The sequence below is a fragment of the Streptomyces sp. NPDC034111 genome, from assembly GCF_055575375.1.
The window spans coordinates 67,653-83,322 of record NZ_JBVIST010000022.1 but is presented as its reverse complement, the minus strand read 5'-3'; the positions used below and the strand labels follow the sequence as shown (position 1 = coordinate 83,322).

Sequence of the window (15,670 nt, the reverse complement as noted above, 5' to 3'; positions counted from 1 at the left end):
AGCCGCGGATACGGGTACGACCAGCGCGGATACCGTTCCGCGTACACGGGTGAGCGCACCGGACCGCGCACCGTGGACGGCACCTCGCCCGCCACGGCGCGCGGGACCGACCCGGCGGCCGGTTGTCAGTGGCGGCTGGCACACTCATGACCATGCAGATCACTGAGTTCGTCGAAACGCTGCGACTGGACGGGGCCCTGCTCGCCGACGCCGCCGGGGAGGCGGGCCTGGACGCCTCGATTCCGGCGTGTCCCGAGTGGACGATGCGGGACCTGGTCACCCATGTCGGGAAGGTCCACCGCTGGGCGACGGAGATCGTGACGCAGGGTGTCCAGCAGCCGGTCCGCCCCCAGGAGGCACCGGACCTGGCCGACGACGAACTCCTCGCGTGGCTGCGCGAAGGCCACCACCACCTCGTGCTCGCGCTGCACACGGCCCCGGAGGACCTGGCGGCCTGGACGTTCCTCTCCGCGCCCTCCCCGCTGGCGTTCTGGGCCCGTCGTCAGGCCCATGAGACGTCCGTGCACCGCGTCGACGCCCAGCAGGCGGCCGGCAGCTCCCTCACGCCCCTCCCCGCCGCCTTCGCCGCCGACGGTATCGATGAACTTCTGACCGGCATTCACTCCCTCGACCGCAGCCGGCTGCGTACGGACGCGCCCCGCACGCTGCGGGTGCGCGCGACGGACTCCCCCGGCGCCGACTGGACCGTCCACCTCTCCGACGCCCTGCCCCAGACGGTGCGTACGCCCGTCACAGATACCGGCGCCGACGCTCCGGAGAACGGCCGGCCCGCGGACTGCACGATCGAGGGACCGGCCGAGGAGCTGTACCTCGCCCTGTGGAACCGCCTGCCGTGGGACGCCATGACGATCACCGGCGACCGGACGCTGACCGAGCTGTGGCGGGAGCGCTCGGGCATCTGAGGCGGCATCGGGGCGCAATTACGGGGCAGGGGGCGCCCGTTGCCGGGATACTGGCGGCATGTCTCCCACCCGTACGCAGGCCGAGCGCGACGCCCTCACCGTCGAGATCGTGTTCGCGCTGGTCAGTGGGGCTTTTGTGGGCGCGCTCGGCTTCGCGGTGCCGGCCGGTGCGGCGGTGTGGGCCGGTCTGCCGGAGGCCTGGCGAGGACCATGGCTCGCGGCGAGCGGCCTGGTCGCCGGGGCGCTGTTCGTCCGGCAGGTGGTACGGGTGCTGCGGCGCCCGCCCGCTGCTGCGCGAACCGGCCCGGACACCGGCGAGGTCGTGTGGTTTCAGCCCAGCCAGCCGGGCCGCACCAGCCCCGACTCATAGGCCAGGACGACCAGTTGGGCGCGGTCGCGGGCGCCGAGTTTGACCATCGTACGGCTGACATGGGTCTTGGCCGTGAGCGGGCTGACGACCAGACGGCGGGCGATCTCCTCGTTGGAGAGGCCGATGCCGACCAGGGCCATCACCTCGCGTTCCCGCTCGGTCAGTTGGGACAGCGCATCGGCCGCGGCCGGCGCCTTGGAGCGGGCCGCGAACTCGGCGATCAGACGGCGGGTGACGCCGGGTGAGAGCAGCGCATCGCCGACGACGACCGCGCGCACGGCCCGTACGAGCTCTTCCGGTTCGGTGTCCTTGACCAGGAAACCGGAGGCGCCGGAGCGCAGCGCCTCGAAGACGTACTCGTCCAGTTCGAAGGTGGTCAGCATGACGACCTTCACCTCGGGCAGCTGCGGATCCTCGGTGATCCGGCGGGTGGCGACCAGGCCGTCCACCACCGGCATCCGGATGTCCATCAGGACGACGTCCGGGCGGTGTTCGCGGACCGCGGCCAGTGCCTGCCGGCCGTCCGCCGCCTCGGCGACCACCTCGATATCGGGCTGGGCGTCCAGCAGCGCCTTGAACCCGGCCCGGACCAGCAGCTGATCGTCGGCGAGCAGTACCCGGATCACGGCTCCTCCTCGGTCACGGTGGCCGGGCCCACCGTATCCGCGTCCCCGGCACGGTCCGCATCCCTGGAGCCCCGGCCCGGCGCGTCCGCCCCGGCGTGGATGGCCGCTCCCCCTTCCGCTTCCGCTTCCGCTTCCGGCCCGGCTTCGGTGGCCGCTCCCGCTTCCGTGTTCGGCCCGGCTTCCGTGTCCGCTCCGGGTTCCGAGTCCGCTTCCGCTTTCGCTTTCGCCAGCGGGATGCGGGCCCGGACGCGGAAGCCGCCGTCGGGGCGGGGGCCCGCCTCGACCGTGCCGCCCAGCGCGGAGGCCCGCTCCCGCATCCCGGCCAGGCCGTTGCCGCCGCCGGTCAACTCGTCGGTGCCGGAGGTCGCCGGGCCGTCGTCGTCGACCTGGATCTCCAGCGCCGCGGGGGTATGGCGCAGCACCACCCGGGCGGTGCGCGAACCGGAGTGCCGGACGATGTTGGTGAGCGCCTCCTGGACGATGCGGAAGGCGGCGAGGTCGGTACCGGGCGGCAGAGCGGCCGGGGTGCCCTCGGTGGTGACGTCCACGGTCAGGCCCGCACTCCTGGCCTGTTCGGTGAGTTCGGGCAGCCGGTCCAGGCCGGGGGCCGGGGAGCGCGGGGCCTCGCCCGGAGAACGCAGGGTGTCCAGGACCTGGCGCACCTCCCCGAGCGCTTCCTTGCTCGCGGCCTTGATGGTGGTCAGGGCGGTGCGCGCCTGCTCCGGGTCGTGGTCGAGCAGCGCCAGGCCCACGCCCGCCTGGACATTGATGACGGAGATGCTGTGCGCCAGGACGTCGTGCAGCTCGCGGGCGATCCGCAGCCGCTCCTCGTCGGCCCGGCGGCGCTCCGCCGCGGCCCGCTCGGCCCGCGCCCTCGCCAGCTGCTCCCTGCGCACCCGCACCAGCTCGGAGAGCGCCAGCACGGCCACCACCCAGACGGTGACGACGATTTCCTGGTCCCAGGGGGCCGGTCCGTCGTGCGCGGGCGGCAGCCACCGGTAGAGCCAGTGGCCGACCAGGAGATGGGTGGCCCACACGCCGCCCAGCGCGCACCAGGCGACCTTGCGATGCCCGGCGACGATCGCCGAGAAGGCGCCCAGCGCGAGGGTGAGGAACACCGGGCCGTACGGATAGCCGGCCACGAGGTACACGGCGACGGCCGTGGCGGTGCCGATCGCGACCGCGGCCGGGTAGCGGTGCCGGAAGAGCAGCTGGGCGGCGCCGACGATCAGGAGCGCACGGCCGAAGGGATCCAGCGGGGTGCGGTCCGGCTGGCCGTGGCCGGCGATGCCGGAGCCGACCGTCACCAGGACCGTGACGGCCACCGTCGAGAGCCAGGGCAGCCGCAGCCCGGACCCGCCGCGGGGCCGGTCGGACGGGGCCGACAGCCAACGCTCCCAGGCCGGCCCGATGCAGCGCCGCGCCCACGGCGGCCGTGCGTTCTCCATGCCGTAACGCTAGACCGCACCGGGGCGCGGCGACGTCCGCCAGGTGCAGCGATCAGCCGTACTCCCGCGGGAGTACGGGACGGTGCCGGGCAGCCGGCGTGACGGGCCGGGCGCGGTGCGCGGATCGGCGCGCCGCGCGAACCGGGGGGCGGATCAGCACCATGTGTGGATCAGCACGGGGGACCGATCAGCGGGGGGACCAGCGGGGGCGGATCAGCGCGGGGTGCTGAGGCCGACGCTGCGGGCGAGTTGCAGCACCGCCTGCTCGAAGAAGTCACGGCGGGCCTCGATCACCTGGTTGAACTGGCCGAAGAGTTCGAAGCTGAGCAGCCCGAAGAGCTGCGCCCAGGCTCCGACGAGCCGTGCCAGTACGGCGCCCGGCAGCTCCACCCCCAGCTCGGCGCCGAGCGCCAGCGCATCGGCCACCACCGGGTCCGGCAGCGGTTCCGCGGGCTCCTTCAGCGCACCGGCGGCATGGGCGTCGCGGACAACACCGATCAGCGCGAGGCCGACCCGGGCGGCGGGCTCCGTGGTGGCCTGCGGGGCGCTATAGCCCGGGACGGGCGATCCGTAGATCAGCGCGTACTCGTGCGGGTGCGCCAGCGCCCAGTCGCGTACGCCCGTGCAGATGGCGCTCCACCGGGCGACGGGGCGCGCGGCATCGGGGCCGCGGAGTCCGTCGCGGGCGCGCTCGGCGGCCTCGCCCACCGCGTTGTAGGCGTCGACGATCAACGCGGTGAGCAGCTCGTCGCGGCTGGGGAAGTACCGGTAGAGCGCGGAGGAGGCCATACCGAGTTCGCGGGCCACCGCGCGCAGAGAGAGCTTGGCGGCACCCTCCGCGGCGAGTTGTGCGCGGGCCTCGGCCTTGATGGCCTCGGTGATCTCGCTACGGGCCCGTTCCCTGGCCCCTCGGATCGCAGTCATGGCGAGCAGTGTGCCACTTTTCGGAGCACCGCACAAAAACGAGAGCAGTGCTCTTGCTTTGACGCATCGATCGCGTGCACACTGCTCATAAGCGAGAGCAGTGCTCTCGAAACGAAGCGGCGCTCCACCTTGCGAGCGCTATACCCACGCCGAGGAGTTCACCCCATGTCCCACTACCTCAAGCCCAGCCGCTTCGCCGCCCGTCTCAACGGCGTCATCGGCTGGCTCGCCCGCCGCGGTATCAGCCTCGCCGGCTCCGCCGATCTCGCCGTCCGCGGCCGCAAGAGCGGCACCTGGCGGCGCGTCCCGGTCAACCCCATGACCTACGGAGACGGCCGCTACCTCGTCTCGGCGCGCGGCAATTCCGAATGGGTACGCAACATGCGCGCAGCGGGCGGCGGCGAACTCCGCGTCGGCCGCCGCACCCGCCCCTTCACCGCCGTAGAACTGCCGCCCACCGAGACCCCGCCCCTGCTGCGTGCCTACCTCGAACGCTGGGGCTGGGAGGTCAAGGCGTACTTCGGCGACATCACCGCCACCTCCACCGACGCCGAACTCCTCGCCGCGGCCCCCCGCCACCCGGTCTTCCGGATCACCGAATCCTGAGCCGACGGGGGCCGGGGTCCGGCAGAGGCCGACGGGCCGAGGGGCTGGCAGAGGCCGACGGGTAGAGGGGCTGGCAGAGGCTGACGGGCCGGTGGGCTGGCAGAGGCCGAGGGGCTGGCAGAGGCCGAGGGGGCCGCGCGGACCGGCGGTCCCGCGGGGCCTGCGGAACCCGTGGGGCCTGCGGAACCCGTGGGGCTGGAACCCGTGGGGCCGACGGAACCCGCGGAGCCGGCGGAACCCGTGGGGCCGACACAGCTGGCAGGGCCGACGAGCCGGAGGCCCGGCGAGCCAGAGGGACCCGGCGCGAGTCCGACCGGACGGCAGGCCCGGCAATCGGGCGGGTCTGACAGTCCGGCGTCCGGCAGGCCCGGCAGTCCCGGCGGGGCTGCCAGTCAGGCAAGCCCGAAAGCCCTGGCGGGCTCGACAGCCCGGCGGGACCGACAACCCTGCGGGCCCGACAGTCCCGACGAGCCCACGGGTCCCAGCAGTCCCGGCGCACCCACCGAACCCAACGAGCACGACAGGTCCGGCAGACCCGACAGACCCAGCAGGTCCCGCAAACCCGGCAAACCCGGCAGGCCCATCAGTCAGGCAGACCCACCAGCCCCAACGGCCCTAGGAGTCCCGACGAGCTCAACGAGCCCAAGGGCCCTAACAGTCCCGACGGGCTCAACGAGCCCAGGGGCCCCAGCATGCCCGACGAACCCCACAAGCAAGCCCCGCCAAGCCCAACAACACCAACGAGCCCAACAAGCCCAACGAGTTCAACAGAGCTGTCAGGTCCGGCAGTTCGCCGCAGCCCCGGCGAGCCCATGCGGCCCAGCAGGACGCCCGGCCTCACCCCCGGTCCATCGCCTCCAGCGCCCGACGCGCCATGCCGCTCGTGCGGACCATCTCGCCGAGCGTGGTCGTCCCGCGGGTGATCTTCGCGAAGGTGTGCCAGGCGGGGCGGAAGCCGGTAAGTACCGCGTGCAGCAAGCCGGGGCGGCGGGAGAAGACCTTGAGCATGCGGCGGCCCACCCCCATCTCCACACCGAGGCCGGCCTTGACGGCGAAGGCGTAGTTGAGGGCCTGGCGGCGGGCGTCGACGGCGTCATGGGCCTCGGAGATCCGCACCGCCCACTCCCCCGCGAGCCGCCCGGACCGCAGCGCGAAGGAGATGCCCTCCCGCGTCCACGGCTCCAGCAGACCGGCCGCGTCACCGCACACCAGCACCCGCCCACGGGACAGCGGCGAGTCATCGGTGCGGCAGCGCGTCAGATGCCCGGAGGAGATGCTCGGTTCGAAGCCGGCCAGGCCGAGCCGTCCGATGAAGTCCTCGAGGTAGCGCTTGGTCGCCGCGCCCTCGCCGCGTGCGGAGATCACGCCGACGGTGAGGGTGTCGCCCTTGGGGAAGACCCAGCCGTAACTTCCCGGGAGCGGGCCCCAGTCGATGAGCACCCGGCCCGCCCAGTCCTCGGCGACCGGTTCCGGAACCGGGATCTCCGCCTCCAGGCCGAGGTCGACCTGGTCGAGCTTCACTCCGACGTGTGCTCCTATACGGCCCGCGCTGCCGTCCGCACCGACCACCGCACGGGCCAGCACCACCTCACCGTCGCCCAGCACCACCGCGACGGTGCGCCGGTCGGGGACCTCCGCGCCGTGCTGCTCCACCCGCGAGACCGTCACACCGGTGCGGACGGTGGCACCCGCGTCCTTGGCCGACTCGACCAGCCGGGCGTCGAATTCGGGGCGGTTGATCAGCCCGAACAGCATGTTCTTGGAACGGCGGGTGCGGGTCAGCCGCCCGTTGAGCGAGAAGGTCACGGCGTGCACCCGGTCGCGCAGCGGCAGTTCGAAGCCGGGTGGCAGCGCATCGCGCGAGGGGCCGATGATCCCGCCGCCGCAGGTCTTGTAGCGCGGGAGGTCCGCTTTCTCCAGGAGCAGCACCCGCCGTCCGGTACACGCCGCGGCGTGCGCGGCCGAGGCCCCCGCCGGCCCCGCGCCCACCACCACGACGTCCCACACCTGCTGCTCGTCCTCCGCCGCCTGCTCGCTGCTCACCTGTACTTCTGCTCCCATTCGATGCCTGGCTGCGCGTACCGCCCGCATCCTACGGGCCGCTGTTGTGCGAGGGGCCTGTGGGAAGATCGGGAGCACTGATGCCCGTACGTCCGGTCCGTCCGGCTCACGAGGCCCGGACGTGCCGTACTGCACAACGCCGCGCCCACAAGGAGCGTTCCATGTCTGACAGCCCGCTCGCGGACACCGTCGCTGCACTACAGCCCCGCGCCAGGACCGAGCTGACCGAGCTGGTGGCCTTCAAGTCGGTCGCCGATCCGGCCCAGTTCCCCAAGAGCGAGTGCGAGGCGGCCGCCAACTGGATCGCCGAGGCCCTGCGCGCGGACGGTTTCCAGGACGTGGCGCTGCTGGACACCCCGGACGGCACCCAGTCCGTGTACGGCTTCCTGCCCGGCCCGGCCGGCGCCCCGACGGTGCTGCTGTACGCGCACTACGACGTACAGCCGCCCCTGGACGAGACCGCCTGGGTCTCCCCGCCGTTCGAGCTGACCGAGCGCGACGGCCGCTGGTACGGCCGCGGCGCGGCGGACTGCAAGGGCGGGCTGATCATGCACCTGACGGCGCTGCGTGCGCTGAAGGAGCACGGCGGGGTACCGGTCAACGTCAAGGTGATCGTGGAGGGTTCGGAGGAGCAGGGCACCGGCGGCCTGGAGCGGTACGCCGAGGCGCACCCGGAACTGCTGACGGCCGACGCCATCGTCATCGGGGACACCGGTAACTTCCGGGTCGGGCTGCCGACGGTGACCGCGACGCTGCGCGGGATGACCCTGGTACGCGTCCAGGTCGACACCCTGGAGGGCAATCTGCACTCCGGCCAGTTCGGCGGCGCGGCCCCCGATGCGCTGGCGGCGCTGATCCGGATCCTGGACTCGCTGCGCGCCGAGGACGGCTCGACGACGGTCAACGGGCTGGCCGCGGACGCCACCTGGGAGGGCCTCCAGTATCCGGAGGAGGACTTCCGCAAGGACGCCAAGGTCCTGGACGGTGTCGAGCTGATCGGCAACGGCTCGGTCGCGGACCGCATCTGGGCCCGGCCGGCGGTGACGGTGCTGGGCATCGACTGCCCGCCGGTGGTCGGCGCCACCCCGTCCGTACAGGCGGGCGCGCGGGCACTGGTGAGCCTGCGGGTGCCGCCGGGCACCGACGCGGCGGCGGCGACGAAGCTGCTGGCCGCGCATCTGAAGAGCGCCGCCCCGTGGGGCGCACGGGTCTCGGTCGAGCAGATCGGGCAGGGCCAGCCGTTCCGCGCGGACACCAGCAGCCCGGCGTATGCGTCGATGGCGGCGGCACTGCGGGAGGCGTACGACGGCGAGGAGATGCAGACGTCCGGTATGGGCGGCTCGATCCCGCTCTGCAACACCCTGGCCGGCCTCTATCCGGACGCGGAGATCCTGCTGATCGGCCTGAGCGAGCCGGAGGCACAGATCCACGCGGTCAACGAGAGCGTGTCGCCGCAGGAACTGGAGCGACTGTCGCTGGCGGAGGCGCTGTTCCTGCGGGGCTACGCGCTGAGCCGAAGCTAGTCGTCCCCACGTTTTTGGCTTTCCCGCCGTGGTGGTGTCTCGCCGTTGCGCCTGCGGCGGGCCCGTCCGCTGCGCTTTGCCTCGGCCCACGTGGTTGGCTTTCCCGCCGTGACGCCTGCGGCGGGCGGTGCCGCTGCGCGGGGCTGTCGGGTGCGGTGACGGTCCTCCGGGGCAGGGTTTCCGGACTGCTTCGCTTTACGTCCGGAAACCCTGCCCCTCCGGCCCGCCCCCTCCCGTTGAGGGGAGGAAAAAGACCGGTGGGGGTACACGCAAGTGGGCCGGTGCACGCTATGGGGACCCAGTAACCGGCCACCGGACGCTCAACGCCCACCCCCACCGGCCTCTTCCACCCACCCACGGGAGGGGCCGCGCCGCAGGACGAAGTCCGGAGGAGCGGCACCGCACCCGACAAACAACGCCCGCCGCCAGGCGCAACGGCGAACAGCCCACACGGCGGGACAGCCGAAAACGTGGGCCGAGGCAAAGCGCAGCGGAGGGGCGCAACGGCGACAAGCCACCACGGCGCCGCAGCCGACAACGTGGGAAGGCCCAAACCTAGAGCGGAACGCCCGCCTCCAAGTGCAACGGACACCCGCGTTCGCGGGCGCGAAGCGCCCAGTGCAGCCGGTTCCAGCGCACCGGCGGCAGCATCTTCTCCGCTTCGGCCTCGGTGACGAAGCGCCATTCGCGCAGTTCGGCGCCGGGCAGCAGCAGCTTGCCGATCCGGTCGTCGGTCAGGGTGCCTCCGTCGTAGAGCAGTCGGAGGCCGCCGAAGCCGGGCGGTTGGGGGGCTTCCCAGTCCAGTACCAGCAGCCGGAGCGGGCGCGGCAGTTCGATGCCCAGCTCCTCGGCGACCTCGCGTACGCCGGCGCGGGCGGGCGCTTCACCGCGTTCGACGACGCCGCCGGGGAACTCCCAGCCGGCCTTGTAGGTGGGGTCGACGAGCAGCACCCGGTCCTGGTCGTCGAAGAGCAGGACGCCGGCCGCCAGGGTCTCGGCGGTCGGTTCGGGGGTCTGCACGATGTCGCAGGCGCCGGCGCCGGTGCGCAGCGCCTCGACGACCTGCTCGGCGGTCTGCCGGGGCGTGAGCCGGCTGGTGTCGACGACATGGGCGTCATCCGTGAGCCAGGACAGTGCGTCGGCGTAGGGCCCGAGGTGTTCCAGGCTCCAGCGGCGGATGGAGGCGTTGGTCCCGTCGTCCCCGGGGGTCTCCGCACGGTGGGCTATACGCTGCCGAAGGATCGTTTCCTCTGCGTGCAGCAGGACATGGCGCACGGGTATCCGGCGGGCGGCGAGGGAGCCGAAGATCTCATCGCGGTACTCCTGGCGCAGCAGCGTCATCGGCGTCACCAGCGGGCCGGGAACCTCGGTGAGCAGCGCCGCGGCGGTGTCCACGACCATCCGCCGCCAGGACGGCAGGTCCTGATAGTCGTCGATCTCCTGGAACCGCTTGGCCGGCAGCATCAACCGCAGTCCGCTGCCGAGGAGTTCGGGGTCGTAGAGCGTGCTCCCGGGAAGCAGCTCGAGCAATTCATGAGCCGCAGTGGTCTTGCCCGCACCGAACGTGCCGTTCAGCCAGACGATCACGGTTTCCCCTCTTCCCTAGACCCAGGTGAGTTGCCCGCCACACCCTGCCACGGAAACGCTCGGGGCCACGGGCCGCGCGTAGACCGGGAACGTTGCCCATTCGACGACCGGCCCGGCCAGGGAGGTTTCCCGTACCCAGGGACGAGCCGATCGTGAAATGCATCGCGCGGAGGATGCCGGTCTCGCACCCCCGCCGCGAAGTGCCCGGCAAACAAGCGCTCCCCAGCCCCTCCAGTACCGAAACACTCACCTGCATACGGGCACCCGCACCCGCGTCGGCATGTCGGATTCCGCATATGACGGCGGCGCTTCGTGCGGCCAGGGCTCGGTTGAGGGCGCGCCGGGCTGTCCCTTGCTCGCCTCCCGGGGGCAGGCCGGCGACGGCCGTACGCCCGCCCGTCGACGATCGCAACCTCCAGGATTTCGCGCGGCAGAGTGCGTATGGAAATTGGCCAGGACGAAGATGCAGAAACCGAGTTGGCAGGCGATCTGCGCGGCGGTGACGGCTGCGGAATCCTGTGGAACAGCACGTGGAGCGGGGTGACGATCACCTGCTGGGGCAGCAGGATTCCGTTGCGGATTGGCGGCCGGGTTACGGCGAAGGCCACAAAGGACGCCAGGGGAGAAACCGTCGAAGTCCCGCCGGAGGTTACTGATATCGGCGAGCGGGCCTTCTGAACGAGGATTGCAGTTGATGTCCTCCTGGAAGTTCTCGTGAGGGACGGTATTGATCCGCACGGTCTTCCTGGACTTCTTCTCGTACGCCGTGAAGGCTGCGATGAAGGCCGCCGCGAAGGCCCTCTTCGGCACGGCGTCCGAGGCGTTGGAACCCACCATGGCCCCGCTGGGCCCGCCGCCGCATGCGGCGAGCAGGGGTGAGAGGGCGCAGCGTCCGGCGGGACATCCGACGTCCGACATCCTGCCACCGCTCCCCGTACGCCCGTTGAGTCGCTGAATGTCGCCCGGGCCATGACCCCTCCCTCCAGGGGAACCAAACAGAACCGAACGCGTAGCGGCGGGATCTCACTCCGAACAGCGGGGCGCGCCCAGGGATTTGGCACGCGAACGAGGAACAGCCACCGCTCCTCTTCCAACAGACTCCAACAAGCCCTACCGTAAACACTCGCCAGTGACAGGTACACGCCCCCACCACGCCTCTCACGAAGACGGAGGACGCGAACCATGCGCGTTCACATCCGCCCCATCCACCGGCGAGGGCACCGAAGAATCGTCGGAGCGCTGCTGGTCACACTGCTGGGTACCGCAGGGCTGACCGCTCCACCCGCCGCGGCCGCCGCGGCCGGTTCGCCGCGTCCCCCGGGCCCCGCCGACGCCGCCCGCACTACCGGTGCCACCGGTACCACCCGCGCCACCGCCGCACCACGCCTTCCCGACGAGCTCGCCAAGACGCCCCCCATGGGCTTCAACAACTGGAACTCCACCCAGTGCCGGGCGGAGTTCAACGAGGACATGGTCAAAGGCATCGCCGATCTCTTCGTCGCCAAGGGCCTCAAGGACGCCGGCTATCAGTACGTCAATCTCGACGACTGCTGGGCACTGCCCACGCGCGACGGGAACGGCAAGCTCGTACCGGATCCCCAGCGCTTCCCGCACGGCATCAAAGCCGTCGCCGACTATGTCCACGCCAAGGGCCTGAAGTTCGGCATCTATACGAGCGCCGGCATCAAGACCTGCAACCCGGCCGGATTTCCCGGCGGGCTGGGCCATGAACGGTCCGACGCCCAGCAGTTCGCCGACTGGGGCGTGGACTACCTCAAGTACGACAACTGCAATAACCTCGGCGTGGACGCCCAGCAGCGGTACCGCACCATGCGGGACGCGCTGAAGGCCACCGGCCGGCCCATCGTCTACAGCATCTGCGAATGGGGCGAGAACAAGCCCTGGGAGTGGGCGTCGGACGTAGGACATCTGTGGCGGACCACCGGCGACATCAGTGATTCCTGGTCGAGCATGCTCGACATCGCCAAGCGGAATCTGCCGCTGGCGCCGTACGCCGGGCCCGGGCGCTGGAACGACCCGGACATGCTGGAGGTCGGCAACGGCGGGATGACCGACACCGAGTACCGCAGCCACTTCTCCCTGTGGTCGATGATGTCCGCGCCCCTGCTGATCGGCTCCGATCTGCGCAAGGCGACGCCGGAGACCTTCGAGATCCTGTCCAACAAGGACATCATCGCGCTCGACCAGGACACCCTCGGCAAGCAGGCCACCGTGCTGAAGTCCGAGTCCGGCCGCTGGACCCTGGTCAAGCAACTGGCGGACGGCTCCCGCGCGGTAGCGCTGTTCAACGAGACCGACCAGCCGCAGCGGATCTCCACCACCGCCAAGGACGTAGGCCTTCCGCGGGCCGACGGCTACCGGCTGCGCGATCTGTGGCAGCACCGCGACACCCACACCACCGGTACCGTCTCCGCGACCGTGCCGGCCCACGGCACCACCGTCTACCGGGTCACCGCCGACCGGCGCTGGGCGAGCTACCCGCCGGCCGTCGAGACCGGCACCGACCGGACGCCACTGGTCGAGGCCGGCACCCCGGCCGCCCTGCGCTCCACCGTACGCAACCTCGGCGGCACCCCCGCCCGGAACCTCACGGTGACGCTCAAGGCCCCGCAGGGCTGGCGGATCAAGTCCCTCTCCCCCGCGACCTCCCGCGCGCTGCCCGGCGGCGAGGCGCTCACCACCAGGTGGCAGCTCACCGCACCTCCCGGCACCGCGCCCGGCACGTATGCGCTGCCGCTCACCGCCGGCTACCGCTCGGCGAGCGGCGCGCGGACCTCCGCCACCCTCCCCGGTGCGGCCCATGTCGTGGTACCGCCCCCGTCCGGAACCGCGTACGCCGCCGAGCTGCCCTGGCTGACCGCCGCCAACGGCTGGGGCCCGGTGGAGAAGAACACCAGCGTCGGGGAGAGCGATGCCGGTGACGGCGGGCCGCTGAGCGTCGGCCGCACCGGCTTCGCCAAGGGCCTGGGCGTCCACGCGGCCAGTGAGGTCAGCTTCTACACCGGTGGGCGCTGCGCCGTGTTCAGCGCCCAGGTGGGGATCGACGACGAGTCCGGCGACAAGGGCTCGGCGGGATTCGAGGTATGGGCGGACGGCCGCCGCGTCGCCCGGACCGGCACGCTGACCGGCGCGGATGCCGCCAGAGCGGTCAGCGCACCGGTCGCCGGGGCGGAGACCGTGCGCCTCGTCGTGACCGACGGCGGGGACGGCATCGACCACGACCACGCCGACTGGGGCGACGCCAAGTTCAGCTGCTGATAAGGGAGTTTGCTGATAAGGGAGTTGGGCGAAAGCGTGGGTGGCGGGCGGGCTCGCGAGCCACCCGCCACCGGCTTCGGGACACCGGGTGGCGGGAGCCACCCGGCGCTCAGCAGGTGGGCAGCCCGGGGACCGGCTGGTCGTTCGCCCCGCCCTTGAGGTAGACCACACTGACGTAGACGCCCGCATTGCCGCTGTCGTCATCGGTCTTGGCCCACCAGACGTTCGTCCACTTCCCGTACGTCTCGCGGCGGCCCAGCTTCGCCTGGCAGTAGAAGTAGTTGGTCCCCATGTTCAGCGTGCCGACCTGCTGGAAGGACTCGGTGTACGAGTTCGCGGTGCGCCAGACGTCGCAATTGGTCTTACCGCCGCCGATGGACACGCACGAGGACGGGGCCGGCGTCGGCTCACCGTTGCTGCCACCGGTGGCGCCGCCACCGCCGGACCCATCGGACGCATCGCCGTCGGAGCCGTCCGAGCCACTGCCGCCGTCGGTGCCGCCCCCGCCGTCGTCCGCGCCCCCGTCGCTCTGCTCGCCCGAACTCCCGCCCGCAGCACCGGGCTTGGAATCCTTGGGCTTCCCGCCGTCCGCGGGCTGACCCGAGGCGGACGGCGTACTCTTCCCGCCGTCTGCGCCCTTCCCCCGGGCCTCACCCTTCTCCTTGCCGTCTGCGTTGCCGCCGGACGCGCTCAGCGATCCCGGCCCGCCGGACGCCCCGTCCGGGGGCGCCGACCGGTGGCCACCGTTCGCGACCGTATCGCCCGGTCCCCCGCCGACCAGCGCGTACGTCACCCCGCCGCCGGCCGCGAGCACGGCGAGTACGGCCGCAACGGCGAGCACGACACGACGGCGCCCACGGGCGGGCAGCCGCTCGGTCTCCCGCCCGGCCGGGCCCGGGGAGGGGTGGGCCCCCGTGGCGCCGACGGGCGGACCGGCCATCACACCGGGCGGGTCGTACGCCGGGCCTGGGCTGGTGTACGAGAAACCCGGGGCCTGCTGCGGGGAGGGGGCCGGGGGCTGCGGCACGGGCCCGGCGTGCTGCGCAGGGGCGGGCTGTGGCGCGGGGGCCGGCCGCGGCGCCGGGCCGGTCGACGTCGGTGCGTGCGGCCCGAGTTCCTGCGGCGGAGGCGGAGGCGGTGGCGCGAGCGCGGTGAGATCCGTCGCCGTGGGCAGCTGCGGCGCGCTGGACACCGGCGTGGGTTCGCGGCCCTCGGCCACCGCCTCCAGCATGCTCCGGGCTTCGGCCGCGGACGGCCGGTCGGCGGGGTTCTTGGCCATCAGGGCGTGCAGTACGGGGGTGAGCGGCCCGGCCCGCCGGGGCTCGGGCAGCGCCTCGGTGACGATGGCGGTAAGCGTCGACCACACCGACGTACGGCGGAACGGCGCACCGCCGCCCTCGACCGCCGCATACAGCGTCATGCCCAGCGACCAGATGTCCGAGGCCGGGGTGGGGTCCTGGCCCTGGGCCCGCTCGGGCGGCAAGTAGTCGAGCGAGCCGACCAGTTCACCGCTGCGGGTGAGGTGGGTGGTCGCGCCGTCGCCCGGGGCCTCGATGCTGGCGATACCGAAGTCCGTGAGCACCACCCGGCCGCCCCCAGGACCTGAACGGCCTGGGCGGCGCCCCCAACCCTCCAGCAGCACATTGCCCGGCTTCACATCGCGGTGCAGCACACCCGCTTGGTGCGCGGCATCCAGCGCGTCCATCACCTGGGCGCCGATCCGTGCGATCTCCCGGGGCTCGAAGGAGCCCTGCTGCTCTACGGCTTCGTCCAGCGACGGACCGTCCACCAGCTCCATGACGATGACCGGCCGGCCGTCCTCGTCGATGACGTCATGGACGGTGACCACGCCGGAGTGCCGGATACGGGCCGCGGCCCGTGCCTCACGCTGCATACGGGTGCGCAGATCGGCCAGTTCGGGGGCGGAGGCATCGGTGTAGGACCGCAGGACCTTGACCGCGACCTCGCGGCCCAGCACCTCGTCGACCGCACGGCAGACCACGCCCATGCCGCCACGCCCGATCCGGCCGGTCACGCGGTACCGGCCGCCGAGTACGCGCCCGGTCAGCTCGGCGTCGCTACCGCTCCGGGGCGCACCGTCCATCCCACCGCCATCGTTGACACCGGTCGCCTCGTCCGCCTCGTCCGCCTCGTCCGCCTCGTCCGCCTCGTTCGCGTCGGATACCGCGTCCGCCCCGGATGCCTCGTCCGCCCCGTGCTGCTCGCGCTCCCCCGGTGTCACCGTCGCCGATCCCCTCGATGCCCGTAACTCTGCCCGTATGCCTAGGCGTATGCGCATTCGTACGCGTATGCCGTATGCCGT

At 72.2% G+C, this 15,670-nt stretch carries 12 protein-coding genes and 1 pseudogene; 6 read left to right on the top strand and 7 right to left on the bottom strand.

Going from position 1 to position 15,670, the window contains the following annotated elements:
* The first annotated feature begins 152 nt into the window (after nucleotides 1-152).
* On the top strand, nucleotides 153-923 hold the full coding sequence (locus tag ACZ55A_RS32620) for a maleylpyruvate isomerase family mycothiol-dependent enzyme (RefSeq protein WP_468847811.1): 771 nt from the start codon (nucleotides 153-155) through the stop codon (nucleotides 921-923).
* A gap of 58 nt (nucleotides 924-981) precedes the next feature.
* A complete protein-coding gene (locus ACZ55A_RS32615) occupies nucleotides 982-1,293 on the top strand; it encodes a DUF6332 family protein (RefSeq protein ID WP_468847809.1) in 312 nt (103 codons plus the stop codon).
* On the opposite strand, the gene ACZ55A_RS32610 is transcribed toward ACZ55A_RS32615, so the two are convergent.
* The 3 genes from ACZ55A_RS32610 to ACZ55A_RS32600 form a co-directional block, all read right to left on the bottom strand.
* The gene (locus ACZ55A_RS32610) at nucleotides 1,254-1,919 is read right to left on the bottom strand and encodes a response regulator transcription factor (RefSeq protein WP_468847807.1); all 666 of its coding nucleotides are present in this window, start codon (nucleotides 1,917-1,919) and stop codon (nucleotides 1,254-1,256) included. The genes ACZ55A_RS32615 and ACZ55A_RS32610 overlap by 40 nt on opposite strands.
* Nucleotides 1,916-3,367, bottom strand: a complete 1,452-nt coding sequence (locus ACZ55A_RS32605) for a sensor histidine kinase (RefSeq protein WP_468847804.1) — start codon at nucleotides 3,365-3,367, stop codon at nucleotides 1,916-1,918. The genes ACZ55A_RS32610 and ACZ55A_RS32605 overlap by 4 nt, the downstream gene beginning before the upstream one ends.
* A gap of 213 nt (nucleotides 3,368-3,580) precedes the next feature.
* Entirely contained in the window at nucleotides 3,581-4,291 is a 711-nt protein-coding gene (locus ACZ55A_RS32600; RefSeq protein WP_468847801.1) for a TetR/AcrR family transcriptional regulator, read from the bottom strand.
* 165 nt (nucleotides 4,292-4,456) lie between these two features.
* On the opposite strand from ACZ55A_RS32600, the gene ACZ55A_RS32595 reads away from it, so the two are divergent.
* Nucleotides 4,457-4,897 (top strand): nitroreductase family deazaflavin-dependent oxidoreductase, encoded by a 441-nt coding sequence (locus ACZ55A_RS32595; RefSeq protein WP_468847798.1) that lies wholly within the window; start codon nucleotides 4,457-4,459, stop codon nucleotides 4,895-4,897.
* Between the two features lie 837 nt (nucleotides 4,898-5,734).
* On the opposite strand, the gene ACZ55A_RS32590 is transcribed toward ACZ55A_RS32595, so the two are convergent.
* Entirely contained in the window at nucleotides 5,735-6,958 is a 1,224-nt protein-coding gene (locus tag ACZ55A_RS32590; protein WP_468847796.1) for a geranylgeranyl reductase family protein, read from the bottom strand.
* Nucleotides 6,959-7,119: 161 nt separating this feature from the next.
* Between ACZ55A_RS32590 and ACZ55A_RS32585 the strand changes: the two genes are divergently transcribed.
* Nucleotides 7,120-8,481: a M20/M25/M40 family metallo-hydrolase gene (locus ACZ55A_RS32585; RefSeq protein ID WP_468847793.1), complete on the top strand. Its 1,362-nt coding sequence runs from the start codon at nucleotides 7,120-7,122 to the stop codon at nucleotides 8,479-8,481.
* Between the two features lie 555 nt (nucleotides 8,482-9,036).
* Here ACZ55A_RS32585 and ACZ55A_RS32580 read toward each other — a convergent pair.
* Both ACZ55A_RS32580 and ACZ55A_RS32575 read right to left on the bottom strand, forming a co-directional pair.
* Nucleotides 9,037-10,068, bottom strand: coding sequence for an NUDIX hydrolase (locus ACZ55A_RS32580; protein ID WP_468847790.1), 1,032 nt, complete (start codon nucleotides 10,066-10,068; stop codon nucleotides 9,037-9,039).
* Nucleotides 10,069-10,463: 395 nt separating this feature from the next.
* Nucleotides 10,464-10,688 (bottom strand): annotated as a pseudogene (locus tag ACZ55A_RS32575) (carbohydrate ABC transporter permease); the annotation flags it as partial.
* A gap of 107 nt (nucleotides 10,689-10,795) precedes the next feature.
* Between ACZ55A_RS32575 and ACZ55A_RS32570 the strand changes: the two are divergent.
* Both ACZ55A_RS32570 and ACZ55A_RS32565 read left to right on the top strand, forming a co-directional pair.
* Entirely contained in the window at nucleotides 10,796-11,023 is a 228-nt protein-coding gene (locus ACZ55A_RS32570) for a hypothetical protein (RefSeq protein ID WP_468847958.1), read from the top strand.
* A gap of 227 nt (nucleotides 11,024-11,250) precedes the next feature.
* Nucleotides 11,251-13,347: an NPCBM/NEW2 domain-containing protein gene (locus ACZ55A_RS32565; protein WP_468847788.1), complete on the top strand. Its 2,097-nt coding sequence runs from the start codon at nucleotides 11,251-11,253 to the stop codon at nucleotides 13,345-13,347.
* Between the two features lie 109 nt (nucleotides 13,348-13,456).
* On the opposite strand, the gene ACZ55A_RS32560 is transcribed toward ACZ55A_RS32565, so the two are convergent.
* Complete coding sequence (locus ACZ55A_RS32560) at nucleotides 13,457-15,451, bottom strand: serine/threonine-protein kinase (protein ID WP_468847945.1); 1,995 nt, start codon at nucleotides 15,449-15,451, stop codon at nucleotides 13,457-13,459.
* Nucleotides 15,452-15,670 lie beyond the last annotated feature (219 nt).

What these genes read in the sequence shown, in the direction of transcription:
- ACZ55A_RS32565 (WP_468847788.1), top strand. Translation starts at nt 11,251, where the DNA reads ATGCGCGTTCACATCCGCCCCATCCACCGGCGAGGGCACCGAAGAATC.
- ACZ55A_RS32585 (WP_468847793.1), top strand. Translation starts at nt 7,120, where the DNA reads ATGTCTGACAGCCCGCTCGCGGACACCGTCGCTGCACTACAGCCCCGC.
- ACZ55A_RS32615 (WP_468847809.1), top strand. Translation starts at nt 982, where the DNA reads ATGTCTCCCACCCGTACGCAGGCCGAGCGCGACGCCCTCACCGTCGAG.
- ACZ55A_RS32590 (WP_468847796.1), bottom strand. Translation starts at nt 6,958, where the DNA reads ATGGGAGCAGAAGTACAGGTGAGCAGCGAGCAGGCGGCGGAGGACGAG.
- ACZ55A_RS32620 (WP_468847811.1), top strand. Translation starts at nt 153, where the DNA reads ATGCAGATCACTGAGTTCGTCGAAACGCTGCGACTGGACGGGGCCCTG.
- ACZ55A_RS32600 (WP_468847801.1), bottom strand. Translation starts at nt 4,291, where the DNA reads ATGACTGCGATCCGAGGGGCCAGGGAACGGGCCCGTAGCGAGATCACC.
- ACZ55A_RS32560 (WP_468847945.1), bottom strand. Translation starts at nt 15,451, where the DNA reads ATGGACGGTGCGCCCCGGAGCGGTAGCGACGCCGAGCTGACCGGGCGC.
- ACZ55A_RS32605 (WP_468847804.1), bottom strand. Translation starts at nt 3,367, where the DNA reads ATGGAGAACGCACGGCCGCCGTGGGCGCGGCGCTGCATCGGGCCGGCC.
- ACZ55A_RS32595 (WP_468847798.1), top strand. Translation starts at nt 4,457, where the DNA reads ATGTCCCACTACCTCAAGCCCAGCCGCTTCGCCGCCCGTCTCAACGGC.